This window comes from Gymnodinialimonas ceratoperidinii, from assembly GCF_019297855.1.
Lineage (GTDB): Bacteria > Pseudomonadota > Alphaproteobacteria > Rhodobacterales > Rhodobacteraceae > Gymnodinialimonas > Gymnodinialimonas ceratoperidinii.
This window is the reverse complement of record NZ_CP079194.1, coordinates 3087744-3113263: the sequence shown is the minus strand read 5'-3', so window position 1 is coordinate 3113263 and position 25520 is coordinate 3087744. Positions and strand designations below refer to the sequence as shown.

Genomic DNA, 25520 nt, shown 5'->3' with positions numbered 1-25520 from the left:
GATGCGTCTTCGTCTGGTCCCGCAAGAAACCAAGTTCGATTTCTTCAAGCACGCCCGCCTGACCTTCGGCGCGTCGATCGTGGCGGTCATCGCCTCGCTGGTGATCTGGGCCATGGTCGGCCTGAACTTCGGCATCGACTTCCTCGGCGGCACCACGATCCGCACGGATTCGACGGTGCAGGTCGACGTGGGCGACTACCGCGCCGCGCTGGAGCCGCTGGAGTTGGGCGATGTGGTGATCTCGGAGGTCTTTGACCCCAGTTTTGCCGACGACCAGCACGTGGTCACGGTCCGCATTCAGGCGCAGGAAGGGGACGAGGCGGTGACGCCCGAGACCATCCTTGCGATCCAGAGCGCGTTGCAGGAGGCCGTGGACCCGGAGATGACCTTCCCCTCCGTCGAGTCGGTCGGGCCCAAGGTCTCGGGTGAGTTGATCCAGACCGCGATCATCGCGGTGTTGGCGTCCCTCGGGGCGATCCTCGTCTATATCTGGTTGCGGTTCGAATGGCAGTTCTCGGTCGGCGCCGTGGCGGCGCTGGTCCATGACGTGATCCTGACCATCGGCGTCTTCAGCCTGTTCCAGATCCGCTTCGACCTTGCCACCATCGCGGCGTTGCTGACCATCGTGGGCTACTCGATCAACGACACGGTGGTGATCTTCGACCGCCTGCGCGAGAACCTGATCAAGTTCAAGCAGATGCCCCTGCGCGACGTCATGAACCTCTCGGCGAACGAGACGCTGAGCCGGACCTTGATGACCTCGGGCACCACGCTGGTGGCGTTGATCGCGTTGATCGCGCTCGGCGGTGACGTGATCCGGGGCTTCGTCTTTGCCATCGCATGGGGTGTGGTCGTCGGCACCTATTCGTCGATCTACGTGGCCAAGAACGTGGTCCTGATGATCGGCGTGAAACGCGACTGGTCCAAGCCCACCGATGGTGGCGGCGCATCGGGAACGCAATTCGCCAACGTCGATGCCTGAGGCGCTGACCCTGGCCCTGCAAACGCCGGGGCTGGAGTGGGTCATCGCGGTGGCGCTGCTGTCGGCGCTGGTTTACGGCTTCGCGGGCTTCGGCTCGGCGCTGATCTTCATGCCGCTGGCGACGATCTTCCTGTCGCCGCCACTGGCCATCGCGGCCTTCTCGCTGTCGGCAGTCGGCTCCGTCTTCACCGTCTTTCCCGGCGCCTGGAAGGTGGCCGACCGGCGCCAGACGCTGATCGTCACGGGGATGTCGATCGTCTTCATGCCGGTGGGGATCTATTTGCTGCGAATCCTGCCCGAGGTGACGATCCGCACCGCTGTCTGTCTCGTGACGCTCTTCACCCTCGCGATGCTGGTGTCGGGCTGGAAGGTGCCCCTGCGCGGCGGCCAGTCCCTGCATCTGGGCGTGGGCGCGTTGGCGGGGATCACCGGCGGCTCCACCGGGTTGAACGGGCCGCCCGTGGTGTTGTTCAACCTTGGCACGGATCAGCCTGTCTCGGTCACGCGGGGCAACCTCGCCTGTTTCCTGACGCTGAACTCGCTATTCATGATGCCGATGATGTGGGTGCAAGGGCTTGTCGACGTGCAGGCGCTGCTATTGGGGCTGATCCTTCTGGGGCCCTACGCGCTCGGCGGGCTGATCGGCGTCCAGTTGTTTCGGCCGGAGGCGGCGGCGCTTTACCGGGCGGTTGCCTTCCTTCTCATCGGTGTGGCAGGCGTCATAGGCTTGCCTGTTTGGGGATAAGACCATGCGTATGAACGAAGTTGAATTCGACGACAGCCGTCCCGTGGATGGCTATGGCCCCGGCTTCTTCCGGGTCGGCGGCGAGAAATTCGACGGCGCGGTGTTGCTGTTGCCTTCAGGGCCGGCGTCCTGGGGCGGGTTCGAGGATGCGAGCACGCTTGTCGCCGCCGCGGGCGAGGTCGACGTGCTGCTTCTGGGCACCGGGGCCGAGATCGCGCATCCCCCCGCCGCCCTGCGCCGCGCGGTGGAAGCCGCGGGACTGGGGCTGGAGGTCATGGCATCGAGCGCCGCCTGCCGCACCTATAACGTGCTGCTGGCCGAGGGTCGCCGCGTCGGCGCGGCGATGCTGCCGGTCTAGGTCGGCCCGTGGCGCGCGGGGGTGGGCGGCGTGCTGTCCCCGAAGATCATCGCCCGCAACTCCCGCTCCAGCTTGCGCTGCATCGCCTCGGCGAAATGGTCGTGGTTGAGCGCATATTCCACGAAGGCGCCGGGACCGTGGATGACTTCGGCGGCGTAATAATCCTCGATCAGCCGCGATGCGCCGCCAATGGCGAGCCCGTTGACGGTGACCCCCTCGAACTCGAAGTGCTCATAGGCTGAGCCGGGCGGAAAACCGTCGTTGTTCTGTCCATCGCCCGAGATGTCGAGGGTCTGGAACAGGCAATCGGGGGCTTCGCGAAACCGCGTGGCGGCGAACCCAAGGGCGTAGCCCAAAGCGGTGGGGTAATCCTGCGTGCCGCGTTCTGCGTTGGCGATGCGGTCGGCGATGGAGATGAGGTCGGCCTCGCGGGTGACCAGCGTCCAGTCGATGACGATGTCCTGCTGGAAGCGCCCGGACCATTCGAAGACCGAGAGGGCCACCGGGCCGGGGCCGCTGAAGAAGGCGTCGGAGACAATCGGATCGATCAGCGCAGCGGCCAGACCTTCGACCTGAAGCCGATATTCCGCCGGGTCGACCGAGGCGGAGACGTCCAGCCCCAGTTGCAGGGCCAGACGACATTGCTCCTGAGCCGCAACCGGGATTGCGGCGAATAGGCCGGCGACAAGCGCCGCCGTGCCAAGGGGCGAGCGACCTACCAATGCCCCGTGTTTTCCATGGACGCCCAAGGCTCGGCCGGGGCCAGCGCCTCTCCCTCCTGCAACAGCTCGATGGAGACGTTGTCGGGCGAGCGGACGAAAGCCATGTGGCCGTCGCGCGGCGGGCGGTTGATGGTCACGCCGTTGTCCATCAGATGCTGGCACATGCCGTAGATATCATCGACGCGGTAGGCGAGGTGGCCGAAGTGGCGGCTGTCGGACGGCAGGCCGTCGTCGCCATCCCAGTTGTAGGTCAGCTCCACCGCGGCGTTCTCCTGCCCCGGAGGCGACATGAAGATCAGCGAGAAGCGCCCGTCTTCGTTCTCGATGCGCCGGGTCTCTTCGAGGCCCAGAAGCTTGTAAAACGCCATGGATGCGTCCAGATCCTTCACCCGTACCATCGTGTGCAGGTAGCGAATTGCCATGTCATACTCTCCTCGTTGCGGACCCTTTCGGGGCCCCGTGTTGGTTATCAATCTAACGTCGTGGCTCGGTAAAACCAGCCCGAGGTTACGCGGTCTCGCGCGCGGGCGGACGGATGCCACGGGGATGCATCGCATCCCGGACCACCAATGTCACGGTCACGAAGGCCACGAAAATCAGCAGGTACCACGAGCCGAATTTACCGAGGTCCACCAGACCGGTATCGCCCTGCACCGCGTAGCTCCACGTTTGGGTGAAGGTGCCCACGTTCTCGGCGATCCAGAGCAGCCAGGCCGAGAGAAACGCGCCGAGGGGCAGTCGGAGGGAGAGGGGGCGTTCGCGGATGTAGAGCCAGATCCGCGTGCGCCAGAACAGGAGGAGCGTGGCGGCGAAGAGCAGCCATCGGATGTCGTAGGTATAATGGTGGGTGTAGAAATTGACGTAGATCGCCACCGCCAGCAGGTAGGTCGCCCAGAACGGCGGGTAGGGGGCGAAGCGGATATGGAAGAGCCGGATCGCACGTGCGATGAAACTGCCGACGCTGGCATACATGAAGCCCGAGAAAAGCGGCACGCCGCCGATCTCCAACAGGCCTTGGTCGGGGTAATCCCATGAGCCCTGGGCGAGTTTGAAGATCTCCATCAGCGTGCCGGTGACGTGGAAGATGAGGATCACGCGGGCCTCTTCCCAGGTCTCGAGCCCGCGCCAGATGAAGACGATCTGCGTGACCAGCGCGAAAATTACCAAGGCGTCGTAGCGCGCGACGGCCCAATCATCCTGCCAGACCAGCCGCGTGACGATCAGGGCGGAGAGGATCATCACGCCAAACAGCGCGGCAAACAGGAGTTTCGCCAGAAACACGGCGGCAAGCGGCCATCCCGCTGTCAACCGTTCCAGTTTCGCCACGCCGCCGCCTGCCATCGTACCTCATCATCATCTTGCGAGTGGAGCGTCGCTTGGGGCAATATGTGCCCTCAAGTCCCTCGCTCCCGATTCCTCCACAAGGACCAATGTCATGACGCTGACCCCTGAACAACTGGAGGATATCCAAGCCTCTCGCGCGAACCCACAGGCTACGCTGCGCGCCGTCGCGCCGGGGATGGAAAAGCACCTCTACGAGGCGCGCGAGGTGCTTGACCACGGCTTCGTGCGGGTCATCGATTACATGGGCGACGACAGCGCCATCGTGCAGGCCGCGCGGGTCTCCTACGGGGCGGGGACCAAGCATGTCTCCAACGACGAGGGGCTGATCCGCTACCTGATGCGGCATTGGCACTCGACCCCGTTCGAGATGTGCGAGCTCAAGCTGCACGTGAAGCTGCCGGTCTTCGTCGCCCGCCAGTGGATCCGCCACCGCACGGCCAACGTGAACGAATATTCCGCCCGCTACTCGATCCTCGACCGGGAGTTCTACATCCCGCAGCCCGAGCAACTGGCCGCGCAATCGACCGTGAACAACCAGGGCCGGGGCGAGACCCTGCAAGGCGCCGAGGCTGAGCGCGTGCTGCGCCTGCTCAAGGACGACGCGGGCCGGGCCTATGACCACTACGAGGAGATGTTGAGCCAGGACGGCCAGCAAGGCCTCGCCCGCGAGCTGGCGCGGATGAACCTGCCGGCCAACGTTTACACCCAGTGGTACTGGAAGGTGGACCTGCACAACCTGTTCCACTTCCTCCGCCTGCGCGCCGACAGCCACGCCCAATACGAGATCCGCGTCTATGCCGATGCGATCTGCGAGATGGTCAAGGACTGGGTCCCCGCCGCCTACAGCGCTTTCGAGGATTACCGCATGGGCGGCGTCAACCTGAGCGCCAAGGGCGTCGAGGTCCTGAAACGCAAATTGGCGGGCGAAGATGTGACACAGGAAAGCTCCGGCATGAGCAAGGGCGAATGGCGGGAGCTGATGGCGGCGTTTGAGTGAGAGGCGAGCGCTGAATGTGTTTTTGCGAGAGTGGCCAAGGATAATTCTTTGGCCGTATGGTCTGATGTAATTATCGCGTAAATTATTAACGGACGTTATCGCATTCTCGGAAATTTCATCCGCGTATGAATTCGGCGCGGTATTAATTTTCGGGACGCGGTTCGCCTTTTTTCACGACGCTTATCCTCGGAGGTAATCTCGCGCGGAGACAAGGCCGATAGGCCGCCGCGCGTCGCCGGGCCGCCCCCCGGCACGGCGAATTGGCTGGCGGAGGCTCTTCGACGGCAAGGGCTCGTCTCAGTGGCGGAAATAAACTGCCAATCCACTCAGCTCTGATCGCCGTACCGCGGCCCGGCGGCGCGCGGCTTGGTGCAAAAAAGCCCCGTGGCAGAGGTGTTCCGCCACGGGGCCGTGTCGCTCTCGGACCTCTAACTGTTCAGAGCTTCACCAATTCCACTGCGCTTTCGCGGCCGTCGCGGCCCTCGCGCAATTCGTAATTCAGTTTGGTATTATCAGGCAAATCTGTCCAACCCGCGCGTTCAACGGCGGAGATGTGGACGAATACATCATTGCCGCCATCCTCGGGCGCGATAAATCCAAATCCTTTTGTGGCATTGAACCACTTAACAGTACCGCTAGGCATATTCCGTGTCTTTCTTCATAGTCCCGCCCACAGACGTTGCGGCGGTGTGATGCGCGGTGCGTGCAGCGCATGGAGAAATGATGCGGGGAAATTGCCGCAACTCAAGTGACCGTTTTGTGGCTGTGGCGCAGTGGCGTGAGTTTGCTTATGACGGGGCAAGGATCAGGCGAAAGAGGTGACGATATGCGCGTATATGGGGTGAAGGCCTGCGATAGCTGCCGGGCGGCGGTCAAGGCGCTTGGGGCGGAATTGGTCGATATCCGGGCGACGCCGCTTTCCGAGGCGCAGATCGCCGCATTTCACGATGCGTTCGGCGAGGCACTGGTCAACAAGCGCTCGACAACCTGGCGCGGGTTGTCGGAGGCGGAGCGGTCGATGGACCCCGTGGCCTTGATCGCGGCCCATCCCACGGTGATGAAGCGCCCGGTGATCGAGAAGGACAGCGCGCTGACCCTTGGCTGGAGCCGGGACGTACAGGCGCGCTACGGGGTCTGAAGGGGAAAGGCGCGCGTGGTTTCACCCTCGTGGCGGGCGCGCGGCGTCCCCATCTGAAATTGGACGACAACAACATTCGGAGAGACCCAAATGCGTAACGCGGCCCTTGTCCTCGGCCTCATCGGCGGCACCCTCGCCATGATCGTGGGCTTCTTCGTCTACGGCTACACGGTCTTCATCGATTGGTTCGGAGAGATTCCGGACCTCGCCTACCAGGTTGATAACCCGCAGCTTTACCGGACGATGGCCTTCCTCTCGCCGCTTCTGGCGATTGCCGGAGGGGCGATGGCCAAGGCGCGCGCCCTCTGGGGCGGCGGGCTGATGCTGATGTCGGCGGCGGGGATGCTTTACGCCTTCGGGTTCGGCGTCTTCACGATGTTCCCCATTGCCATGTGTGGCCTCGGCGGCATGCTGGCGATTGCAGCGGGCCGCCCGGACGAGGAGAAGGCGCACTTCTGAGGCGTTGCTCGGGTACTCCGGGCGCTACCCGTGGATCGGACGGAAAACGCGGCGGTCGCCGGTCATATGTGGCACGGCGACCTTGGATGAGACGGGCCTCGCGTCCTTGTCCAGCTCCACCCAAATGCCGCCTGCGCTGATCTGATGGGGGCTGTCGAGGTGGACGCGGATGAAGTCGATCCCGCCCTCGGGCAGGACGCGGCGGATCGCGCCGCCGTCACAGAAGGCGCTGGCCGGATAGGTCTCCGCGTGACCTCCGCTCGTGGCCCGGGTGATCGGGCAGTCGGCGGACATCAACACGGCGCAATCTTGTTGCAGGTCCGGAAGGGCATCCTCGTCGAAACGGATCGGTGCGGCTTCGGGCTGGTCATGCAACTGCGACAGCGTGAAGTGGTACCGTGTGATCCGGGTGACCGGCTCCAACGTGCCAAGCCGGGTGCGGAGGCGTTGGCCGACCCGGACGGAGGCCAGGGGCAGCAGCCCGTCCTCGGTCTGGACGATGGTGTCTGCCGACAGGGATTGGCGCGGCAGATCGGGGAGGTGAACCGCCTGATCGTGCGGGCTCACATCGCTGACGGCCTGCTCCACCGGGAACATTTTTTCGTGTGTTAGCTGCATACTCGATACCTACGGTGCACCGGTTCTCCGGCGTCACGGTCTGTATAAATCTCGCCTGTGCCCGGATGCGGGCTGAAATGCGGCGAAGTCAAGATAATGGGTTAAAAACACCTTAACGTAACGTCACGAGGTTACGTCCAATTAAGGCAGGGGCGCTCAATTCATGGGCGACAGGGCGCGGTCTGAAGAGCCACGCGGGCAGGGGGTCGGGGCGATAAGGCTCGCCCCGACCGTTAATGCAATCGCTCAGCGCAGGTCCGGGGCAATGGCCTCGGCCGAGAGGCTTTCGACCACTTCCGCCAGCGGCACAACCTGGGTCTGCTTCTCGCCCAGACGCCGCAGGGTGACGGTGCGGTTCTCGACCTCCTGGCGACCGATGGCGAGGATCACCGGCACCTTGCCCACGGAATGCTCGCGAACCTTGAAGTTGATCTTCTCGTTGCGGATGTCCGCCTCGGCCCGGACACCGGCGGCGCGCAGGGTCTCGACCGCTTCCTGCACAAAGTCGTCGGCATCGGACACGATGGAGGCCACGACCACCTGTCGCGGGGCCAGCCAGAACGGCAGCTTGCCCGAATGCTCCTCGATCAGGATGCCGATGAAACGCTCGAAGCTGCCGAGGCAGGCGCGGTGCAGCATGACGGGGCGGTGCTTGGCGCCGTCCTCGGCCACGTAGGTCGCGTCGAGCCGTTCGGGCAGGACGAAGTCGACCTGGTGGGTGCCGCACTGCCAATCGCGGCCGATGGCATCGGTGAGCACGAACTCCAGTTTCGGGCCGTAGAAGGCACCCTCGCCGGGGTTCATCTCGGGCTCGATCCCGGCGGCGCGGGTGGCGCGCAGCAGCGCCTCCTCGGCCTTGTCCCAGATCTCGTCGCTGCCCGCGCGCTGCTCGGGGCGGTCGGAGAATTTCACCCGGAAGCTTTCGAAGCCCAAGTCCTTGTACACGGAGGTGAGGTAATCGATGTAGACGGCGGTTTCCGCCTCGATCTGGTCCTCGCGGCAGAAGATATGGCCATCGTCCTGGGTGAAGCCGCGCACGCGCATGATACCGTGCAGCGCGCCCGAGGGCTCGTAGCGCGCGCAGGAGCCGAATTCCGCCATCCGCAGCGGCAGGTCGCGGTAGGATTTCAGGCCCTGGTTGAAGATCTGCACATGACAGGGGCAGTTCATCGGCTTGAGCGCATTGACCGCCTTTTCGCGGGCGTGATCCTCGTCGACTTCGACGATGAACATGTTCTCCTGGTACTTGTCCCAGTGGCCCGAGGCCTCCCAGAGCTGGCGGTTGACCAGCTGCGGAGTGTTGACCTCGACGTAGCCGCCGGCGCGCTGCTTGCGGCGCATGTAATCCTGCAGCTCGGTGTAGACGGTCCATCCGTTGGGGTGCCAGAAGACCTGTCCCGGGGCTTCCTCCTGCATGTGGAAGAGGTCCATCTCGCGGCCGAGGCGACGGTGGTCGCGCTTGGCGGCCTCCTCGAGGAAGTTCAGGTACTTCTTCAGGTCGTCGCGGTTCTTGAAGGCCACGCCGTAGATGCGCTGCAGCATCGGGCGGGTGTTGTCACCGAGCCAGTAGGCGGCGGCGACGGACATCAGCTTGAAGGCATCGGCGGGCACCTGACCGGTGTGTTGTAGGTGCGGGCCGCGGCAGAGGTCCATCCATTCGCCGTGCCAATACATGCGGATCGGCTCGTCGCCGGGGATCCGGTCGAGCAGTTCGATTTTGTAGGGCTCGTTGGTGGATTCGTAGTGGGCGCGGACGCGGTCCCGGTCCCAGACTTCGGTGCGCACGGTATCGCGGGCGTTGATGATTTCCTTCATCTTCGCTTCGATGGCGCCGAGATCTTCGGGGGTGAAGGGCTCCTCACGGTCGAAGTCGTAGAACCAGCCGTTGTCGCGGACCGGGCCGATGGTGACTTTCACGTCGGGGAACAGCTCCTGCACCGCGCGGGCCATGATGTGGGCGCAGTCGTGGCGGATCAGCTCCAGCGCCTGTTCGTCGTCCTTGAGCGTGTGGATGGCGATGCTGGCGTCTTCCTCGATCGGCCATTGCAGATCGTGGTGCGCGCCGTTGACGGTGGCGGAGATCGCCTTCTTGGCGAGGGAATTGGAGATACCGGCCGCGACCTCGGCCGGGGTGATGCAGGCGTCCACCTGTCGGGAATTGCCATCGGGGAAGGTGAGGGAGATCTGGGCCATCTGGGGCTCCTCGTCAGTTTGGCGCCTACGAAACGCCCGGTTGCGGGTATGGTTTGGCGGGTTGTCGCGCCGGGGCGCGGAATTGTCAACGGGCGCGCGGGCGGCGGGCGTGGGATTGAGTTGTATTGGCCAAGATGAAGGGGAGCGGGACGTGCCGTGAGGACCGGCGCGCGCGGGTTTGGCGAGGCTCCGCGCATCGGGTGCTTGCGGGATTGCGGTTCCGGGCCGGGCGGGGCAAGTTCTGCGCCGATTGATCAGCGCCCGAACTGGAGGGATAATCCTTGGCCGAGATGCAGTATCTGGAGACCGCCTCGGGGCGGCGTTTGGCGTATAACAAGTTCTCGGGGCGGCGCACGGGCGTGGTGTTTCTGGGCGGTTTGCGTTCGGACATGACAGGGTCCAAGGCGATGCACCTGGAGGCCTGGGCGCGGCGCTCGGGGCGCGAGTTCCTGCGCTTCGATTATTCCGGCCACGGGGCGAGCTCGGGCGCGTTCACCGATGGCTGCATCGGCGATTGGGCCGAGGATGCCATGGCGGCGATCGACGCGCTGACCGAGGGGCCGCAGGTGATCGTCGGCTCCAGCATGGGCGGCTGGATCAGCCTGTTGATGGCCAAGCATCGGCCGGACCGCATGGCGGGGCTGGTGACCATCGCGGCGGCGCCTGATTTCACCGAGAACGGCTATTGGAAGGCCTGGGACGAGGCGCGGCGCAAGGAGCTGATGGAGGAGGGGCAGGTCTCTCTGCCCTCCGAATATGGCGAGCCGATGGTGATCACCAAGCGCCTGATCGAGGATGGGCGGGACCATCTGGTGCTGGATGCGCCGCTGAAGATCGACGTGCCGGTGCGGATGCTGCAGGGCACGGCCGACAAGGATGTGACGATGGACGTGGCGCTGGGGCTGCTGGACCATGTCGAGGGTGCGGATATCCGGCTGGAGCTGGTGAAAGGGGCCGACCATCGGTTCTCGGATCCCGATTGTCTGGGTACGATCACGCGCGCCGTGGAAGAGGTGTTGATCCGTGGGTAGGGCGCTTTGGGGCCTGTTGCGGGTCATCGCGCTGCTGGCGATCATCGCGGCGACCTTCGTCTATCTCGGGCCGGTGGAACGCGTGGAGCGCGGCGAGGTGGCGCGGGTTGATCTGGATGATCCGGCGGGTTGGCTGGCCGCGCGCGAGGCGCGGTTTGACGACATTACGGAAGGCGCTGAGGCGCAGATCCTTTGGGCCGGAGAGGCAGGGGCGGCGAGCGATGTCGTGGTGCTCTACCTGCACGGGTTCTCGGCCACGTCGCAGGAGATCCGGCCGGTGCCTGACCGGGTAGCGGAGGCGCTTGGCGCGAACCTGATCCTCGCGCGCCTGCCGGGGCATGGGCGTGACGGGGCCGCGATGGCGGAGCCGCGTGCGGGTGATTGGCTGGACGAGACCGAAGCGATGCTGCGGCTCGCGCGCGGGATCGGCGAGAGGGTGGTGGTCATGGGGACGTCGACCGGTGGCACCCTGGCCTCCTGGGCGGCGAGCGATCCGGAGATGGCGGAGGACGTGGCGGCGATGGTCCTGATCTCGCCCAATTATGCGCTCGCCAACCCGGCGGGCGTGCTGGTGGAATGGCCGCTGGCCCGTGTCTGGGCGCCGTGGGTCGCCGGAGCCGAGCGGTCGTTCGAGCCGATCAACGACGGCCATGGGCGATATTGGACCACGGCCTATCCGACCGAAGCGACGGTGACGCTCGGCACCTTGCTGCGGGAAATCCGGGCGCGAGATTTCAGCGACGTGACGGTGCCGGCTCTGTTCATGTTTGCCGATACCGACCGGGTGATCTCGGCCTCTGCGGTGCGGGAATTTTCGGCGCAATGGGGCGGTGACGCGACCCTGATGCCGGTGGCCGTGCCTGAGGAAGGTGGCGATCCGTTCCATCATGTCATTGCGGGCGATATCCTGAGCCCGGCGCTGACCGAGCGTGTTGTGCGCGATGTGACGGATTGGCTTCGCGAGGTTCTTTATTAAGGTTCATGCTGGCTGGCTGCCGGACGGCCCTTGTGGGCCGTGAAGGGGGCTGTCTGCCCCCTTGTGATCCCCCGAGGATATTTCTGGAACGAGGAAGGGGACCTGCTTTGCGCTGATTTGCAATCGTATGCAGATTTCACTTGAAGCGGCGGGCGGCGCTTGTATCCTCTGGGGCGACAGACACGGAGGAAGAGGTCATGGCTGAGTATCTGAAGCGGGGCAAGCCGGCGGATGAACGGGCGGAGGATGATGCCAAGGTGCGCGCCACCGTGGAAAATATCCTTGCCGATATCGAGACCCGCGGTGATGCGGCGGTGCGCGAATTGTCCGAGAAATTCGATGGGTATTCACCGGAGGCGTTTCGGCTGAGTGCGTCCGAGATCGAGGCGGCGATGCAGAAGGTCTCGACCCGCGAGATGGAGGATATTCGTTTCGCGCAGAAGCAGATCCGCCGGTTTGCCGAGGCGCAGCGGGCCTCGATGACCGACGTCGAGGTGGAAACGATGCCGGGGGTGATCCTGGGTCACAAGAACATTCCGGTGAATTCGGTCGGCTGCTACGTGCCGGGTGGCAAGTTTCCCATGGTGGCCTCGGCGCATATGTCGGTGCTGACGGCGAAAGTGGCCGGGGTGAAGCGCGTCGTGGCCTCGGCGCCGCCGATGAAGGGCGCGCCGCATCCGGCCATCGTGGCGGCGATGCACGAGGGGGGCGCGGACGAGATCCTCTGCCTCGGCGGCGTGCAGGCGGTGGGCGCCATGGCGCTCGGGACCGAGAGCGTCAAGCCTGTCGACATGCTGGTGGGGCCGGGCAATGCCTTCGTGGCCGAGGCCAAGCGGCAGTTGTTCGGGCGCGTCGGCATCGACCTTTTCGCCGGGCCGACGGAGACCTGCGTCATCGCTGACGAGACGGTGGATGCGGAGCTGTGTGCGACGGATCTTCTGGGTCAGGCGGAGCATGGCTACAACTCGCCCGCCGTTCTGATCACCAACTCGCGCAAGCTGGCGGAGGAGACGCTGTCGGAGATCGACCGGCTGCTCAAGATCCTGCCCACGGCGGAGACGGCGCGGGTGAGTTGGGACGAATACGGTGAGGTAATCCTTTGCGACAGCTATGACGAGATGCTGGCCGTGTCGGAGGAGATCGCCTCGGAGCATATCCAGGTGATGACCGACCGGGACGATTGGTTCCTGGAGAACATGACGAGCTATGGCGCGCTGTTCCTTGGGCCGCGGACCAACGTGGCCAATGGCGACAAGGTGATCGGGACGAACCATACGCTGCCGACGAAGAAGGCGGGGCGTTACACGGGCGGGCTTTGGGTCGGCAAGTTCCTGAAAACCCACTCCTATCAGAAGGTTGTCAGCGACGAGGCGGCAACGCTGGTGGGCGAATACGGCTCGCGGCTGTGCATGTTGGAAGGTTTCGTGGGCCACGCCGAGCAATGCAACATCCGTGTGCGGCGCTATGGCGGGGTGAACGTGCCCTACGGTGAGGGTGCGCCCTACCGCGACGCCGCCGAGTAGGACGCGCGTTGGAAAATGTGGCGCCGCGTCGGTGAGCGCGGCGCGGCGTGGGGCGGTTTTGGGGGCTTTGCCCCCTGACCCCCAGAGTTGTATCGGCCAAGATGAAGGAGCGGGTGTGAGCGATCTGATGCAGGCAGCGAAGGCGGCGGTGGCCGGATTTCGGCGGGACGGACGCCTTGGTGACGCGCAATGCGCTGTACATCTGGCGCATCCGTTCGAGACGCTGGATGTGGCGGGCTATCACCGGGTGCTCGATGATCTGGGCAAGGCGTTCCCCGATCTGGAACGGCGGGTGACGATCGAGATTGCGGGTGTCGATGGCCACGGGCAGATTTGGGTCGGGCACTGCGGATATTGGTGCGGGGCCTTCGAGGCGCCATTTCTGGACATTCCGCCGACGCGGCGCATGGCGGCGATGCGGTTTCATGATTTTCTGCGGGTCGAAGACGGGCGTGTGGTGGAGGTGCAATCGCTTTGGGATCTGCCGGAACTGATGTTGCAGGCGGGCGTCTGGCCGCTGTCGCCGGCGCTTGGGCGCGAGTGGCAGGTGCCGGGGCCGGCGACGCAGGACGGGTTGCGGGTCTCGGGCGACGGCGCGCGGGCGCAGGCGGTGGTCGACGACATGCTCGCGGGGCTCGGCAATGATCCGGCAGGCACGCCGCGCGAGGTGATGGCGCGCTTCTGGCACGAGGGGTGTTCGTGGTACGGGCCGTCCGGTATCGGCACGGCGCGGGGGATCGACGGGTTTCGCAAGCATCATCAAGCGCCGTTTCTGGGTGCCATGCCGGATCGGCGCTCGGACGTGGGTGCCGGGCATCTCTTTGCCGAGGGTGATTACGTGGGCTTCACCGCCTGGCCGGGTATGGCTGCCACCCTCTCGGGCGGGAGTTGGCTTGGCGTGGCGGGCGCGGGGCAGGAGATCACGATGCGGAGCCTTGATTTCTGGCGCGTGGAAGAGGGTAAGATCGCGGAGAACTGGGTGCTGGTGGACCTGTTGCATATCTACGATCAACTTGGGGTCGACGTGCTGGCGCGGATGCGGGAGCTTGCGTTGTGAACGGGCGTTGCTGGCACAAATGCGCGGTGAGCGTTGACTTATTCACCGGAAATGCGCGCTGTGTTGCTGAAATCGAACCTCTGTCCGAAGGAGCTGCCCTATGACCCTGCCTCGAACTCCATCCTTCTCGCTTGCGGGGAAACGCGCGTTTGTCACCGGGGGGTCGCGCGGGATCGGCCTGGGCTGCGCCGTGGCCCTGGCGGAGGCCGGTGCCCATGTGGTGATCGCGGCGCGCGGGCAGGACGCGGTGGCGGAAGCGGTGAGCCTGATGAGCGACGCAGGCTTCTCGGCCGAGGGGGTGGCGCTCGACATTACCGATCTGGACGCCGTGCGTGACGCGGTAGCGGGGATCGGGCGGCTCGACATTCTGTGCAACTCCGCCGGGATGGCGCGGCACGGGGCGGCGACGGAAACCACCGCGGAAGATTTCGACGCGGTCAACAACGTCAACGTTCGGGCGGCATATTTCCTGGCGCAGGCAGCGGCCAAGGCGATGACCGAAGGCGGCTCGATCATCCAGGTGTCCAGCCAGATGGGTCATGTGGGCGGCATCGACCGCGCGGTCTATTGCGGGACGAAACACGCGGTGGAGGGCTTCACCAAGGCGATGGCGATCGAATGGGGGCCGAAGAACATTCGCGTCAACACGCTCTGCCCGACATTCATCCGCACGCCTCTCACGGCGGCGACCTTCGCGGACCCCGAGAAGCGCGCCTGGATCGAGAGCAAGATCAAGCTGCCGCGCGTGGCCGAGGTGGAGGACATCATGGGCGCGGTCCTGTTCCTTGCGTCGGACGCGAGCGCCATGGTGACCGGCACCTCGATCCTCGTCGATGGCGGGTGGACCGCAGGATGAGCGAGCGCGCGCCGGGTAACGGCAAGATCACCTCCATCGACGTGGCGCAGCGCGCGGGTGTCAGCCAATCGGCGGTGAGCCGGGTGTTTACGCCCGGTGCCAGCGTCTCGAAGAAGATGGCCGAAAGGGTCCGTCAGGCGGCCGACGAATTGGGGTATCGGCCCAATGTTCTGGCGCGCTCGCTGATCACCGGGCGCTCGCGGATCATCGGGTTGGTGGTGGCTTACCTCGACAACCCGTTCTACCCTGACGCGCTCGAGAAACTCAGCGCCGCACTGCAGGCGAAGGGCTATCACATCCTGATCTTCATGGCCGGGAACTCGGATGATGATGTGGACGAGGTGATCCAGGATCTGATGGATTATCAGGTGGATGGTATCATCACCGCATCGATCAACCTGAGTGGCGAGCTGACCGACCGGTGCCGCGCGGCAGGCATTCCGGTTTTGCTGTTCAACCGCGGCATCGAGGGCTCAGGCCTCAGCGCCGTGACCTCGGCCAATCGCATCGGGGCGTCGATGGTGGCGGATATGCTGCTCGACGCGGGCCACGAGCGCATCGCCACGATTTCGGGCTGGCTGGGCGCCTCGACCGGCCTCGACCGGCGCGATGCCTTCGTGGCCGCATTGGAGGCGCGGGGCGCAACGCTTCACGCGGAGGCCGACGGTATGTTCAAACGCGACGTGGCCGCGCAGGCCGCCCGCGACCTGATGGAGAGCGCGACGCCGCCGGATGCGATCTTCGTGGGCAACGATCACATGGCGCTCGCCGTGATGGATACGTTGCGCTTCGACATGGGCCTCGACGTGCCCGGTGACGTGTCGGTCATCGGCTACGACGATGTCCCGATGGCGGCCTGGCCCGCCTACAACCTCACGACCCTGCGCCAACCGGTGAACCGGATGGTCGATGCGACGGTCGACACATTGCTTGATGAAATCGAAACCGGGCGCGCGCCCGGTACACGGGTGGAGATCGAGGGGGAATTGATCCTCCGCGGCTCGGCCCGGCTTCCAAAAGGATGAACCAGATGAAGGGCTTCGACGCCAAGTTCCGCGACTTTCCCGATTACATTATCGGCATCACCAAGGAGATCTGGGAGGATCGCGGCATCGCGACCCTGCACCAGTATTACGGCGAAAATATCGTCGTGCGCTCTCCTGCGTCGGTTGTCGTTGGAAACCAAGGGGTTATCGCGGCAACCATGGCGACGCTGGCCGAGTTTCCGGACCGCGTTCTTCTGGGCGAGGACGTGATCTGGTCCGGCACCCCGGAGGAGGGGATGCTCTCCTCGCACCGGATCATCAGCCAGGCGACCCATGGCGGGGACGGCGTCTATGGCGCGGCGACGGGCACGCGGTTGGAGTACCGGATCCTTGCCGATTGCCATGCGAAGGACAACGCGATCGACGATGAATGGCTGATCCGCGACCAGTCGGCCATCGTGCAGCAGCTGGGCTGGACCCCGCGCGACTACGCCGCCGATCTGATCGAGCGTGAGGGCGGGGCGGAGGCCTGCGTCAAACCGCTGACGCCTGAGACGGACCTGCCCGGGCCCTACAAGGGGCGCGGCAACGATAATCCGTGGGGTCAGAAGCTGGCCGATCTGCTGACCCGGATCATGGGCGCGGATATGGCGGCGATCCCGGAGGTTTACGACCGGGGCTGCCACCTCGAATATCCGGGTCACGTCACGGCGCACGGACCCGATGCGGCCGACAAGTTCTGGATGACGCTCCGCGCCGCCTTCCCGAATGCCGAGTTCAAGATTGAGCACCAGATGGGCCGGGACGATCCGCTCATGCCGCCGCGCGCCGCCGTGCGCTGGAGCCTTTGGGGCAAGCACGAGGGGTGGGGCGGCTTTGGCAAGCCCACTGGCGCGATGGTCTACATCGTTGGCATCACCCACGCCGAATTCGGTCAGGTCGGCACCGCCGAGCCGAAGCTTCGCCGCGAATATACGCTGTTCGATGAAACCTCGGTCTGGAAGCAGATCCTGCTGCAGACAGGCTGACGCTACGCCGTCCGCCCATGAAATTCCTAAAGGAGTCAGAGACATGACCCTCAAGACCACGCACGTTGGATCGCTGCCGCGCAGCCAGGATGTCGTCGATTTCATCTTCGCGCGGGAGAACGGGGCGTCCTATGACGCCAGCGCCTTCGACGCCACGATGACGGCGGCGGTGGACGAGACCGTGGCCAAACAGGTCGCGGCTGGCATCGATATCGTAAGCGATGGGGAGACCTCGAAGATCTCCTACGCCACCTACGTGAAGGACCGCTACACGGGCTTCTCGGGCGACAGCCCGCGCAATGCGCCGGCGGATCTGAAGAAGTTCCCCACCTTTCTCAAGCGCCTCGCGGACGACGGTGGCACGCCGCAATACGCGCGGCCCATGTGCACCGGAGAGGTACGCTCGAAAGGGCAGGGGGAGCTGCTGAAAGACATCGGCAACCTCAAGGCGGCGATGGAGAAACACGGCGCGGAGGAGGGTTTCATGAACGCGGCCTCGCCCGGCGTCATTTCCCTGTTCCTGCAGAACGACTTCTACCCCACGCGCGACGCCTACCTCGCGGCTCTGGCGGATGCGATGGCCGAGGAATACCGCACCATCGTCGACGCGGGGCTGATCCTGCAGCTCGATTGTCCGGATCTCGCGCTATCGCGGCACATGCTTTTTGCCGACCTGTCCGACGCCGAATTCGTGAAGATTGCCGAGTCCCATGTCGAGGCGCTGAACCACGCGCTGGCGGGCATCGATCCGGCACGGGTTCGGGTGCATATCTGTTGGGGCAACTACGAGGGTCCCCACATCTGCGACGTGCCGATGGACACCGTCTTCAGCACCTTCATGAAGGTCGGTGCGAACCATTTGCTGTTTGAGACATCGAACCCCCGTCACGCCCATGAATGGACGGTCTTCCGGGACCGTGCGGCCGAGATCCCCGACGACAAGATCCTGATCCCCGGTGTGGTCGATACGACGACGAATTTTGTCGAGCATCCTGAGTTGGTGGCGGAGCGTCTTGCTAAGTTCACGAACATCGTGGGAGCCGACCGGGTGATCGCGGGGAGCGACTGCGGCTTCGGCACCTTCGCGGGTTTCGGCGCGGTCGATCCGACGATTGCCTATGCCAAGCTGGATGCTTTGGCTAAAGGCGCCGCCCTCGCGTCGAAGCGGGAATAGTGCAAATAATCTGTGGATAAGCTGTGGATAAGCGCGCTAGTCAGTTGAGATAGTGACAGTGCTATGCGCTTCCAGCGCCTTTCGGCAAGACCTCAGGCGGCGCGATGGGCTGGCCCGTCTCGACGTCAAAGAACGGTGTGTCGCGCCAGTTGCCTGAGGTCAGCGCCGTGACGCTGCGCGTCAGGAGAGCGATGATCGCCGGCATCAGACGGGTGTGTTTTACCTTGCCACCGGGTTGCTGCACAAAGGCGTGGGTGCGGGCTTTGCCGAGCGGAGCGGGGTCGGGAAAGATCGTCTGAACCGCGCTGAAGAAAGCGAATTTCGGCGTGGTGGAGGAGACGCCCAACTGCGTGTTGCAGCAACGCGCGTACCAGCGATACGCCCCCTTTGGAGAGAGCCGCGCAAGGCCAAGGTTCTCCGCCCCGTCCATGATCGTGAAACGGTCAGGCGTGGTCTGAAAAACCGCCACGCCCTCGGCTTGTGAGGCGTCGACACCGAAGTGGCGCTGCGCACGGGTGCAGCTTTCGCAATGACAGACCGCCGCCGTGCCTGATCCGCGTCCGACTTCCAGTTTGCCATGGGTCGCGCCGCATCGGCAGGACCATGGCAGGTCGGTGACGCTCACTTGGCGGACTTCTTCTTGGCACCCTTCGGCGCGACCTTGGCGTCACCCGCGTTGGCATCGATGAAATCCAGCACCAGAGGGCGGATGTTGTTGCGCCAGGACTTGCCCGCGAAGATACCGTAGTGGCCGGCCTCGGGCTCGATGTAATTGGCCTTCTTTTCCTCCGGCAATCCGGAGAGCATGTCGAGCGCGGCGACGCATTGGCCGGGAGCCGAGATATCGTCCTTCCCGCCCTCAACCGTTTTCACCGCAACCGAGGTGATCTTGCCGATATCGACCGCTTTGCCGTCCACAACGAAGGTGTTCTTGGCAATCTCGCGGTTCTTGAAGATCCGCTCCACCGTCGAGAGGTAGAACTCGGCGGTCATGTCCATCACCGCAAGGTATTCGTCGTAGAAGACATTGTGCTTGTCGTGATCGCTGGCCTCACCCTTGGAGACAGCGACGATCTGGTTGGTGAAGGCCTTGGCATGGCTTTCGGCATTCATCGCCATGAAGCTCGCAAGCTGCTGGATGCCGGGATAGACCATCCGGCCCGCGCCCGCGTATTTGAAGCCGACCCGCTGGACGACGAATTTTTCCAACTGGCCCATCGTCACCCGGCGGCCGAAATCCGTCACATCGGTGGCGGCCGCGTCGGGGTCGATCGGGCCGCCGATCAGGGTCAGCGTCCGGGGCTGTGCCGAAGGGTCTTCCTCGGCGAGATAAGCCGTGGCCGCCAGCGCCAGAGGGGCCGGCTGACAGACCGCGATGACATTGGTGTCGGGCCCCATTTCGCGCAGGAAATCAACGAGGTAGAGCGTATAATCCTCGATGTCGAATTTGCCGGCGCTGACTGGAATGTCGCGCGCGTTGTGCCAATCGGTGATGTAGACATCGGCGTCGGGCAGCAGGGAGATGACGGTCTTGCGCAGCAACGTCGCGTAGTGCCCCGACATCGGCGCTACCAGCAGAACCTTGCGGCCCGTGGGCTCTCGGCCCTGTACGTCGAACCGGATCAGGTCGCCGAAAGGGCGCTCGATCACCGTTTCGATGGTGATCACGTGGTCCTGGCCGTCCTCGCCGGGGATCGAGGAGATGCCCCAATCGGGTTTGGCGGCCATCCGCTCGAAGCTGCGCTCGGTGACTTCGCCCCAGGCGGCTGTCATCTGGATGAAGGGATTGGTGGACAGGCCAAGCTGCGGATAGCTGCACATGGCGCGGGCCGAAGCGCCCATCCATTGGCTGGTGACCCGCATCGATTCCATCAGGTCGTAGGTGAGTAGCTGTCGCATTTAGTACTCCATTACCCGGCATGGTCAGCCCATTGTGACCCCGGATCATTTCGTCACGTGGACCACCTCACCCTAGCCCCGTAAAAATACAGTTACTATGCAGATGCAGCATTAGGGTGGGGAATACAAGGTGTCACAGCGATCAGAAGACGACGGCGGGGCCGAAAGCGCAACACCCGACGGTGGGGAAGCGCTGGAGAGGCTGAACGCGAACCTCGCCAAGGTCGATGCCTTGTCCAAGCGATTGGTGGCGGCGATGGGCAAGCGCCCGCCGGCCGATCAGGGGCTTTCCGGCCCGAGCCAGGATCTCTACCTCAAGGCGGGCGCGGCCTATTGGTCGGACGCCATTGCGAACCCCGGAAAGCTGCTGGAGCGGCAGGCCTCTTACTGGGGGCAGGCGATGTCGCAATACATGGAGATGCAGGAGGCGCTGGCACAGGGTCAGCTGCCGGTTGCCGAGGAGGACGAACTCGCCTCCGATCCGCGATTTTCCAACCCGCTCTGGCGCACGCATCCCTATTTCAGCTTCGTGCGCCACCAATATGCCTTGGGCTCGGAGGCGATCCGCAAGGCGGTCGAGGAGCTCGAAGGGCTGGAAGGCCGCGACAAGCAACGGGTGGAGTTCTTCGCCTCGCAGGTGATCGAGCTGTTCTCGCCCACCAATTATTTCGCCACCAACCCCGATGCGCTTGAAAAGGCGGTGGAGACCGAGGGCGAAAGCCTCGTTCAGGGGTTGGAGAACCTCGTTCGGGATTTCGAGACCCATGGGGGAGAGCTCCTCCCGACCCTCGCCGATCCCGATGCCTTCGAGGTCGGCAAGAACATCGGCACCACCGAAGGCTCCGTCGTGTTCCGCAACCGGATGCTGGAGCTGATCCAATACGCCCCGACGACCGAAAAGGTCCACAAGACCCCGCTGATCATCTTCCCGCCCTGGATCAACAAGTTCTACGTGCTGGATCTGAAGGAGAAGAACAGCCTCATCAAGTGGATCGTCGACCAAGGCTACACGCTTTTCGTGGTGAGCTGGAAGAACCCGGACGAGAGCTATGCCGATTGCGGGCTGGAGGATTACATCGAGGACGGCTACCTCGCCGCGATCGAAGAGGTGAAGGAGATCACCGGCGAAAAGCAGGTCAACGCGGTGGGCTATTGCATCGCCGGGACGACGCTGAACCTAACGATGGCGCTGATGAAGAAGCGGGGCGACAAGTCGATCAAATCGGCAACGCTGTTCACCACGCTCACCGATTTCTCGGTGCAGGGCGAATTCACGCCCTTCCTGCAGGATGATTTCGTCGATGCGATCGAGCGGCAGGTCGAGCAGGACGGCGTGCTCGACAGCTATTTCATGTCGCGCACCTTTTCCTTCCTGCGCTCCAAGGACCTGATCTACGGCCCCGCCGTGCGCAGCTACATGATGGGCGAGGCGCCGCCCGCCTTCGATCTGCTGTTCTGGAACGGCGACGGCACCAATCTGCCGGGCAAGATGGCGACGCAGTACCTGCGCGGCCTGTGCCAAGGCGATCGCCTCGCGGGGGGGGGGGTCGACCTCCTCGGCGAGACCCTGTCACTGAAGGACGTGACGGTGCCGATCTGTGCGATTGCCTGTGAAACAGACCACATCGCCCCCTGGGTCGACAGCTTTCGCGGCGTGACGAAAATGGCCTCGAAGGACAAGACCTTCATCCTGTCGGAGTCCGGCCATATCGCCGGCATCGTGAACCCCCCGTCGAAGAAGAAGTACGGCCACTACACCAACGACGGCGTCTCGGGGGAGGCGGCTGATTGGCTGGCGTCGGCGACCTTCAACGAAGGCTCGTGGTGGCCCCGGTGGGAGAAGTGGCTGACCAAGCGGTCCGGTACCAAGGTTTCTGCGCGCAAACCCGGAGACGGAGGGAGAGAAATTTTGGCTCCCGCGCCGGGAGATTACGTTAAGGAAGGCAAATCCATCTGATTTTGCTTCATTTTTCCGGCTGACCTAGCGTCATGCTGCGCTGCAGAAAAACCATTGACTTTCTGCGGTGCAGCATCCATATAGCCTTCATCAGATAACACACCAGACGGGCTCGAGACGGGCCCTGACGGGTCGCAAAACCGGAGAATTCCAATGGCTAAAGCAGCAACCACCCCCGACTTTTCGAAGTACATGACCGAAATGATGGCATCCTTCCCGCTGGACATGTCCGCCATTTCCGAGTCGTTCAAATCTCAGGCCGCCGTGTCCGAGAAAATGTCCAAAGTGGCCCTCGAAGCCGCCGAGAAATCCACCGAGATTTCTTCCAAGTGGACCAAAGACACCATCGCCAAGATCGGTGATGTCGCTTCCGTCAAGGACGAGCCCGCCGATTACACCAAATCCATGACCGACTTCGCCTCCGCTCAGGCCGAAATGGTTGCCGAGAACATGGCCGCCTTCGCCGAAGTCGCGAAGAAGGTTCAGATGGAAACGGTTGAGCTGATGATGGCAGCCGGCAAGGAAGCTTCCGAAGAAGCCTCCGCCGCGGTCAAGAAAGCAACGGCAGAGGTAACGACTGCCGCCAAGAAAGCCGCAACCGCCAAGTAAGCGGTTCCGCGCGCCGTCCTCCCCGGCGCGTCAGGTTTTCACATACTGTGATGCAGGGTCCTCCCCCCGCGCATCGCAGGCCTTGAAAGGGCGGATCAACAGGCGTTGGTCCGCCTTTTTTCGTGTCGATATATGCAGTTATCTAGGGGTGGTAACGCGCTTCAGGTTGCGTTTGCGGCAATCGTAGCGCGCGGATTGCACTTTCATGATGCCTAACACAACCACTGATCGCGGGGCCGACTGGTCGGCATTCGTCTATAAGAACCGCGCAAACCCTTTCATCCGCAGGCAAAAACCACCGATTGCATTCCCTGACAGGCAGCGTAGGCTACAAATGCTGCACCGCAAAACAATCGGAGGAGGGCAACGTTAATGACCGACACACCCGAGCCGCTTCTCATCAAGCGCTACGCCAGCCGTCGGCTGTACAACACGGAAACCTCTGACTACGTCACGCTGGAAGACATTGCAGGCTTCATCCGTGACGGCCGCGAGGTGAAGATCGTGGACCTCAAATCCGGTGATGACCTGACCCGCCAGTACCTGCTGCAGATCGTGGCCGACCACGAATCGCGGGGAGAATCAGTTCTGCCGATCTCGGTGCTGACCGATCTGGTACGCAGCTACACGACCCAGGCCCATTCCGTGGTGCCCGAGTTCCTCGCCTCCAGTTTCGAGATGCTGAAAGAGGGCCAGAGCACGATCATGGACAACATGGCCGCAATCAACCCGATGGCCTCCATGCCCGGCTTCGACGCCATGCGCGCGCAACAAGAGGCCTTCTTCAACGCGATGACCGGTGGCGCAGCAAGCGGCGGGCAAGGCTCCAAAGCGGCCCCCGATGACGATGCATCCCCCTCGGAAGAATTGGACGCGATCAAGCGCCAACTCGCTGAACTGCAAGCCAAACTCAGTAAGATGTAATGCCCCTGATCCGTTTATTCTGCCTCGCCCTCGCGGTGTCCTCGACCGCATCCTGCGGTCTTCTCGCACCAATTTTCGGAATGGAAAGCGGCTCTGACGAGATGAGCCTCTACCAATCCGCGATGGCGGATTATGCGCTGTGCGAAACCGCGCCAGACGCGTCCGAACGCGCCGCCGCAGCAGCCCGCCTCGCCACCGCGGCACGCACCATGGCCGCCGTCGCGCAGCCCACCAATCCGGATCATTTCTACGAGATGGACCGCGTCACCGCCGCTCACACCCGCTGCCAGGAAGTCCTCAACACCCCCTGACGTAACCGCCACGGCTCAGGCGCGCTGCGGCCCGCGGTCAACTCGCCGCGCTACCGCTTCACCTTTTCATAAATACGGGATTCCCGTGCCCCGCCTCGAACGCCGTCACGTGATCTCCGCGAACACCTTCCGCAACGCGGCATCCAGCTTCTCGAACATCTCGTCCATCTGCCCGTCCGTCAGGGTGAACGGCGGGCAGAGCACCACCGATTGCCCCAGGGGCCGGCAGATCAACCCGTGATCGGTGCAGGTATTGGCGATCCGCTCCGAGACGCTCAGATCCCCTTCGAAAGGCGTCTTGCCCTCGCGCACGGCCTCCAGCGCCCACATGTAGCCGATCCCGCGCAACTCGCCGATGTTGGGATGGGCCGCGATCGCCCGCAAACCCTGCTCCATCCGGCCCGCGCCGGCGCGCACGGCCTCGAGCAGACCTTCCTCAAGCACCACGTCGATCGCCTTCAGCGCCACCGCGCAGCCCACCGGGTGGCCGCTGGCGGTGAAGCCGTGGGGGAATTCCTCGATCGGATCGATCGCCGCCTGCAACCGGTCCGCCATCTCGGGGCCGAGCATCACCGCTCCCATGGGGAAATAGCCGGCGGTCAGCGCCTTGGAGGAGATGATCGCATCGGGCACGAAATCGTAGGTCTCGCAGCCCCAGATATTGCCGGTGCGCCCGAAGCCGCAGATGACCTCGTCCGAGATCAGCGGGATGCCATGCTTGCGCAGCACCGCCTGCATCGCCTGAAAATAGCCCTCGGGGGGCGGAATGACGCCGCCGGCGCCCAGGACCGGCTCGGCGAAGAAGCCGGCGATGGTGTCAGCGCCCTCGCGGTTGATGACCTCCTCCAGCTCGGCCGCGAGACGGGCGGTGAATTCGGCCTCGCTCTCGCCCTCCATGCCCTCGCGCCAGTAGTGGGGGCAGGTGAGGTGGATGAACCCGTCGAGCGGCAGGCCGAAAACCTCGTTATAGGGCTTTGCGGTCATCGAAGCCGAAACGGCCGTCACCCCGTGGTAGGCATTGCCGCGGGTCAGGATCTTGCGCTTGGCCGGCGTGCCCTCGGCGCGGCCCATGAACCAGAGCATCTTGACCAGCGTGTCATTCGCTTCGGAGCCGGAGTTGGTGTAGAACACCTTGCCGCGGTCCCAGGGGCTGACCTCGATCAGTCGCTCTGACAGGGCCACGGTCTGGTCCGACATGCGGCCGAAAAAGGCGTGGTAGCCCGGAAAGCGGTCATACTGCGCCTTGGCTGCTTCGGCGAGGCCGGGGTGGTCGAACCCCGCCACCATGTTCCAGAGGCCGGAGTTGCTGTCGAGGTATTTGCGGCCCTGCGTGTCGAAAATGTAGGGCCCCTCGCCATGGGTCACCACGACCGTGCCGCGCTCCCTCACGGAGGGGAGGTCGGTGAAACCGTAAAGCGCATGGGCCTCGGCGCGGGCTTCCCAGGAATTAGGGGAATGGGTCGTCATGGCAGCACCTCCGTGTCAGATCGAGCCGACGCTACGCCCCTGCCACGGCGCCCTCAATAGCGATGTTGCGCCGTCCGCTCGCAGGGTTTTGCAAAACCCTGCTCCAGAGCCTTGCAAGGCTCTGCCACACGCCCTTGCAAGGGCGTGGGCAAATCTTTTGCAAAAG

The 25520-nt window shown here is 63.9% G+C and carries 27 protein-coding genes; 18 read left to right on the top strand and 9 right to left on the bottom strand.

What is annotated here, in order from left to right; translation table 11 throughout:
- Nucleotide 1: 1 nt before the first annotated feature.
- From secF to KYE46_RS15105, 3 genes are read left to right on the top strand one after another with little or no spacing between them, the layout of a single operon-like run.
- Complete coding sequence (gene secF, locus KYE46_RS15115) at nt 2-982, top strand: protein translocase subunit SecF (RefSeq protein WP_219001671.1); 981 nt, start codon at nt 2-4, stop codon at nt 980-982.
- Nucleotides 975-1727, top strand: coding sequence for a sulfite exporter TauE/SafE family protein (locus tag KYE46_RS15110; RefSeq protein ID WP_219001670.1), 753 nt, complete (start codon nt 975-977; stop codon nt 1725-1727). Before secF ends, KYE46_RS15110 begins: the two co-directional genes overlap by 8 nt.
- 4 nt (nt 1728-1731) lie before the next feature.
- A complete protein-coding gene (locus KYE46_RS15105) occupies nt 1732-2085 on the top strand; it encodes an Mth938-like domain-containing protein (RefSeq protein WP_219001669.1) in 354 nt (117 codons plus the stop codon).
- Here the strand turns inward: KYE46_RS15105 and KYE46_RS15100 are convergent.
- The 3 genes from KYE46_RS15100 to KYE46_RS15090 all read right to left on the bottom strand — a co-directional run bounded on the left by KYE46_RS15100 (nt 2082) and on the right by KYE46_RS15090 (nt 4148).
- Nucleotides 2082-2807, bottom strand: coding sequence for a DUF1194 domain-containing protein (locus KYE46_RS15100; protein ID WP_219001667.1), 726 nt, complete (start codon nt 2805-2807; stop codon nt 2082-2084). The genes KYE46_RS15105 and KYE46_RS15100 overlap by 4 nt on opposite strands.
- On the bottom strand, nt 2801-3229 hold the full coding sequence (locus tag KYE46_RS15095) for a VOC family protein (protein ID WP_219001665.1): 429 nt from the start codon (nt 3227-3229) through the stop codon (nt 2801-2803). The genes KYE46_RS15100 and KYE46_RS15095 overlap by 7 nt, the downstream gene beginning before the upstream one ends.
- Nucleotides 3230-3314: 85 nt before the next feature.
- Nucleotides 3315-4148: a DUF817 domain-containing protein gene (locus tag KYE46_RS15090; RefSeq protein WP_219001663.1), complete on the bottom strand. Its 834-nt coding sequence runs from the start codon at nt 4146-4148 to the stop codon at nt 3315-3317.
- Between the two features lie 94 nt (nt 4149-4242).
- Here KYE46_RS15090 and thyX point away from each other — a divergent pair, with 94 nt between their 5' ends.
- Nucleotides 4243-5148, top strand: a complete 906-nt coding sequence (thyX, locus tag KYE46_RS15085; RefSeq protein ID WP_219001661.1) for an FAD-dependent thymidylate synthase — start codon at nt 4243-4245, stop codon at nt 5146-5148.
- A 436-nt stretch (nt 5149-5584) separates the two neighbouring features.
- Here the strand turns inward: thyX and KYE46_RS15080 are convergent, their stop codons facing one another.
- Nucleotides 5585-5791 (bottom strand): cold-shock protein, encoded by a 207-nt coding sequence (locus tag KYE46_RS15080; RefSeq protein WP_219001658.1) that lies wholly within the window; start codon nt 5789-5791, stop codon nt 5585-5587.
- Nucleotides 5792-5974: 183 nt separating this feature from the next.
- Between KYE46_RS15080 and KYE46_RS15075 the strand changes: the two genes are divergently transcribed.
- Nucleotides 5975-6286, top strand: coding sequence for an arsenate reductase family protein (locus KYE46_RS15075; protein ID WP_219001656.1), 312 nt, complete (start codon nt 5975-5977; stop codon nt 6284-6286).
- A gap of 90 nt (nt 6287-6376) precedes the next feature.
- Nucleotides 6377-6745 carry a hypothetical protein gene (locus KYE46_RS15070; protein WP_219001654.1) on the top strand — a complete coding sequence of 123 codons (369 nt, stop codon included), beginning with the start codon at nt 6377-6379 and terminating at the stop codon, nt 6743-6745.
- Between the two features lie 24 nt (nt 6746-6769).
- Here the strand turns inward: KYE46_RS15070 and KYE46_RS15065 are convergent, their stop codons facing one another.
- Nucleotides 6770-7363: a Hint domain-containing protein gene (locus KYE46_RS15065; RefSeq protein ID WP_219001652.1), complete on the bottom strand. Its 594-nt coding sequence runs from the start codon at nt 7361-7363 to the stop codon at nt 6770-6772.
- Nucleotides 7364-7609: 246 nt separating this feature from the next.
- Nucleotides 7610-9556, bottom strand: a complete 1947-nt coding sequence (gene thrS, locus KYE46_RS15060; protein WP_219001650.1) for a threonine--tRNA ligase — start codon at nt 9554-9556, stop codon at nt 7610-7612.
- Nucleotides 9557-9846: 290 nt separating this feature from the next.
- On the opposite strand from thrS, the gene KYE46_RS15055 reads away from it, so the two are divergent.
- The 8 genes from KYE46_RS15055 (at nt 9847) to KYE46_RS15020 (ending at nt 18187) form a co-directional block, all read left to right on the top strand.
- A complete protein-coding gene (locus KYE46_RS15055) occupies nt 9847-10587 on the top strand; it encodes an alpha/beta hydrolase (protein WP_219005130.1) in 741 nt (246 codons plus the stop codon).
- Complete coding sequence (locus KYE46_RS15050; protein WP_219001648.1) at nt 10580-11563, top strand: alpha/beta hydrolase; 984 nt, start codon at nt 10580-10582, stop codon at nt 11561-11563. The genes KYE46_RS15055 and KYE46_RS15050 overlap by 8 nt, the downstream gene beginning before the upstream one ends.
- 197 nt (nt 11564-11760) lie before the next feature.
- Complete coding sequence (gene hisD, locus KYE46_RS15045; RefSeq protein ID WP_219001646.1) at nt 11761-13086, top strand: histidinol dehydrogenase; 1326 nt, start codon at nt 11761-11763, stop codon at nt 13084-13086.
- Between the two features lie 115 nt (nt 13087-13201).
- Complete coding sequence (locus KYE46_RS15040) at nt 13202-14143, top strand: ester cyclase (protein WP_247716853.1); 942 nt, start codon at nt 13202-13204, stop codon at nt 14141-14143.
- 100 nt (nt 14144-14243) lie between these two features.
- Nucleotides 14244-14999 carry an SDR family NAD(P)-dependent oxidoreductase gene (locus KYE46_RS15035; RefSeq protein ID WP_219001644.1) on the top strand — a complete coding sequence of 252 codons (756 nt, stop codon included), beginning with the start codon at nt 14244-14246 and terminating at the stop codon, nt 14997-14999.
- Complete coding sequence (locus KYE46_RS15030; RefSeq protein ID WP_219001642.1) at nt 14996-16024, top strand: LacI family DNA-binding transcriptional regulator; 1029 nt, start codon at nt 14996-14998, stop codon at nt 16022-16024. Before KYE46_RS15035 ends, KYE46_RS15030 begins: the two co-directional genes overlap by 4 nt.
- Nucleotides 16025-16029: 5 nt before the next feature.
- The gene (locus tag KYE46_RS15025; protein ID WP_219005128.1) at nt 16030-17013 is read left to right on the top strand and encodes an ester cyclase; all 984 of its coding nucleotides are present in this window, start codon (nt 16030-16032) and stop codon (nt 17011-17013) included.
- A gap of 43 nt (nt 17014-17056) precedes the next feature.
- Nucleotides 17057-18187, top strand: coding sequence for a cobalamin-independent methionine synthase II family protein (locus KYE46_RS15020; protein ID WP_219001640.1), 1131 nt, complete (start codon nt 17057-17059; stop codon nt 18185-18187).
- Between the two features lie 61 nt (nt 18188-18248).
- Here the strand turns inward: KYE46_RS15020 and KYE46_RS15015 are convergent, their stop codons facing one another.
- Both KYE46_RS15015 and phaZ read right to left on the bottom strand, forming a co-directional pair.
- Nucleotides 18249-18812, bottom strand: a complete 564-nt coding sequence (locus KYE46_RS15015) for a DUF6151 family protein (RefSeq protein ID WP_219001639.1) — start codon at nt 18810-18812, stop codon at nt 18249-18251.
- Nucleotides 18809-20086: a polyhydroxyalkanoate depolymerase gene (gene phaZ / locus KYE46_RS15010; RefSeq protein ID WP_219001637.1), complete on the bottom strand. Its 1278-nt coding sequence runs from the start codon at nt 20084-20086 to the stop codon at nt 18809-18811. Before phaZ ends, KYE46_RS15015 begins: the two co-directional genes overlap by 4 nt.
- 130 nt (nt 20087-20216) lie before the next feature.
- On the opposite strand from phaZ, the gene KYE46_RS15005 reads away from it, so the two are divergent.
- From KYE46_RS15005 to KYE46_RS14990, 4 genes are all read left to right on the top strand, one after another.
- Nucleotides 20217-22043: a PHA/PHB synthase family protein gene (locus KYE46_RS15005; RefSeq protein ID WP_219001636.1), complete on the top strand. Its 1827-nt coding sequence runs from the start codon at nt 20217-20219 to the stop codon at nt 22041-22043.
- 153 nt (nt 22044-22196) lie between these two features.
- Nucleotides 22197-22652: a phasin family protein gene (locus KYE46_RS15000; protein ID WP_219001634.1), complete on the top strand. Its 456-nt coding sequence runs from the start codon at nt 22197-22199 to the stop codon at nt 22650-22652.
- Between the two features lie 372 nt (nt 22653-23024).
- The gene (gene phaR, locus KYE46_RS14995; protein WP_219001632.1) at nt 23025-23576 is read left to right on the top strand and encodes a polyhydroxyalkanoate synthesis repressor PhaR; all 552 of its coding nucleotides are present in this window, start codon (nt 23025-23027) and stop codon (nt 23574-23576) included.
- A gap of 80 nt (nt 23577-23656) precedes the next feature.
- The gene (locus tag KYE46_RS14990) at nt 23657-23887 is read left to right on the top strand and encodes a hypothetical protein (protein WP_219001630.1); all 231 of its coding nucleotides are present in this window, start codon (nt 23657-23659) and stop codon (nt 23885-23887) included.
- A gap of 105 nt (nt 23888-23992) precedes the next feature.
- Here the strand turns inward: KYE46_RS14990 and KYE46_RS14985 are convergent, their stop codons facing one another.
- Nucleotides 23993-25354 (bottom strand): aminotransferase, encoded by a 1362-nt coding sequence (locus KYE46_RS14985; protein ID WP_219001628.1) that lies wholly within the window; start codon nt 25352-25354, stop codon nt 23993-23995.
- Nucleotides 25355-25520: the final 166 nt, after the last annotated feature.

What these genes read in the sequence shown, in the direction of transcription:
- KYE46_RS14990 (WP_219001630.1), top strand. Translation starts at nt 23,657, where the DNA reads ATGGAAAGCGGCTCTGACGAGATGAGCCTCTACCAATCCGCGATGGCG.
- phaR (WP_219001632.1), top strand. Translation starts at nt 23,025, where the DNA reads ATGACCGACACACCCGAGCCGCTTCTCATCAAGCGCTACGCCAGCCGT.
- hisD (WP_219001646.1), top strand. Translation starts at nt 11,761, where the DNA reads ATGGCTGAGTATCTGAAGCGGGGCAAGCCGGCGGATGAACGGGCGGAG.
- KYE46_RS15105 (WP_219001669.1), top strand. Translation starts at nt 1,732, where the DNA reads ATGCGTATGAACGAAGTTGAATTCGACGACAGCCGTCCCGTGGATGGC.
- KYE46_RS15065 (WP_219001652.1), bottom strand. Translation starts at nt 7,363, where the DNA reads ATGCAGCTAACACACGAAAAAATGTTCCCGGTGGAGCAGGCCGTCAGC.
- KYE46_RS15075 (WP_219001656.1), top strand. Translation starts at nt 5,975, where the DNA reads ATGCGCGTATATGGGGTGAAGGCCTGCGATAGCTGCCGGGCGGCGGTC.
- KYE46_RS15080 (WP_219001658.1), bottom strand. Translation starts at nt 5,791, where the DNA reads ATGCCTAGCGGTACTGTTAAGTGGTTCAATGCCACAAAAGGATTTGGA.
- KYE46_RS15030 (WP_219001642.1), top strand. Translation starts at nt 14,996, where the DNA reads ATGAGCGAGCGCGCGCCGGGTAACGGCAAGATCACCTCCATCGACGTG.
- KYE46_RS15000 (WP_219001634.1), top strand. Translation starts at nt 22,197, where the DNA reads ATGGCTAAAGCAGCAACCACCCCCGACTTTTCGAAGTACATGACCGAA.
- phaZ (WP_219001637.1), bottom strand. Translation starts at nt 20,086, where the DNA reads ATGCGACAGCTACTCACCTACGACCTGATGGAATCGATGCGGGTCACC.
- KYE46_RS15055 (WP_219005130.1), top strand. Translation starts at nt 9,847, where the DNA reads ATGCAGTATCTGGAGACCGCCTCGGGGCGGCGTTTGGCGTATAACAAG.
- KYE46_RS15095 (WP_219001665.1), bottom strand. Translation starts at nt 3,229, where the DNA reads ATGGCAATTCGCTACCTGCACACGATGGTACGGGTGAAGGATCTGGAC.
- KYE46_RS15110 (WP_219001670.1), top strand. Translation starts at nt 975, where the DNA reads ATGCCTGAGGCGCTGACCCTGGCCCTGCAAACGCCGGGGCTGGAGTGG.
- KYE46_RS15070 (WP_219001654.1), top strand. Translation starts at nt 6,377, where the DNA reads ATGCGTAACGCGGCCCTTGTCCTCGGCCTCATCGGCGGCACCCTCGCC.
- KYE46_RS15025 (WP_219005128.1), top strand. Translation starts at nt 16,030, where the DNA reads ATGAAGGGCTTCGACGCCAAGTTCCGCGACTTTCCCGATTACATTATC.
- KYE46_RS14985 (WP_219001628.1), bottom strand. Translation starts at nt 25,354, where the DNA reads ATGACGACCCATTCCCCTAATTCCTGGGAAGCCCGCGCCGAGGCCCAT.
- KYE46_RS15035 (WP_219001644.1), top strand. Translation starts at nt 14,244, where the DNA reads ATGACCCTGCCTCGAACTCCATCCTTCTCGCTTGCGGGGAAACGCGCG.
- KYE46_RS15090 (WP_219001663.1), bottom strand. Translation starts at nt 4,148, where the DNA reads ATGGCAGGCGGCGGCGTGGCGAAACTGGAACGGTTGACAGCGGGATGG.
- thyX (WP_219001661.1), top strand. Translation starts at nt 4,243, where the DNA reads ATGACGCTGACCCCTGAACAACTGGAGGATATCCAAGCCTCTCGCGCG.
- thrS (WP_219001650.1), bottom strand. Translation starts at nt 9,556, where the DNA reads ATGGCCCAGATCTCCCTCACCTTCCCCGATGGCAATTCCCGACAGGTG.
- secF (WP_219001671.1), top strand. Translation starts at nt 2, where the DNA reads ATGCGTCTTCGTCTGGTCCCGCAAGAAACCAAGTTCGATTTCTTCAAG.
- KYE46_RS15020 (WP_219001640.1), top strand. Translation starts at nt 17,057, where the DNA reads ATGACCCTCAAGACCACGCACGTTGGATCGCTGCCGCGCAGCCAGGAT.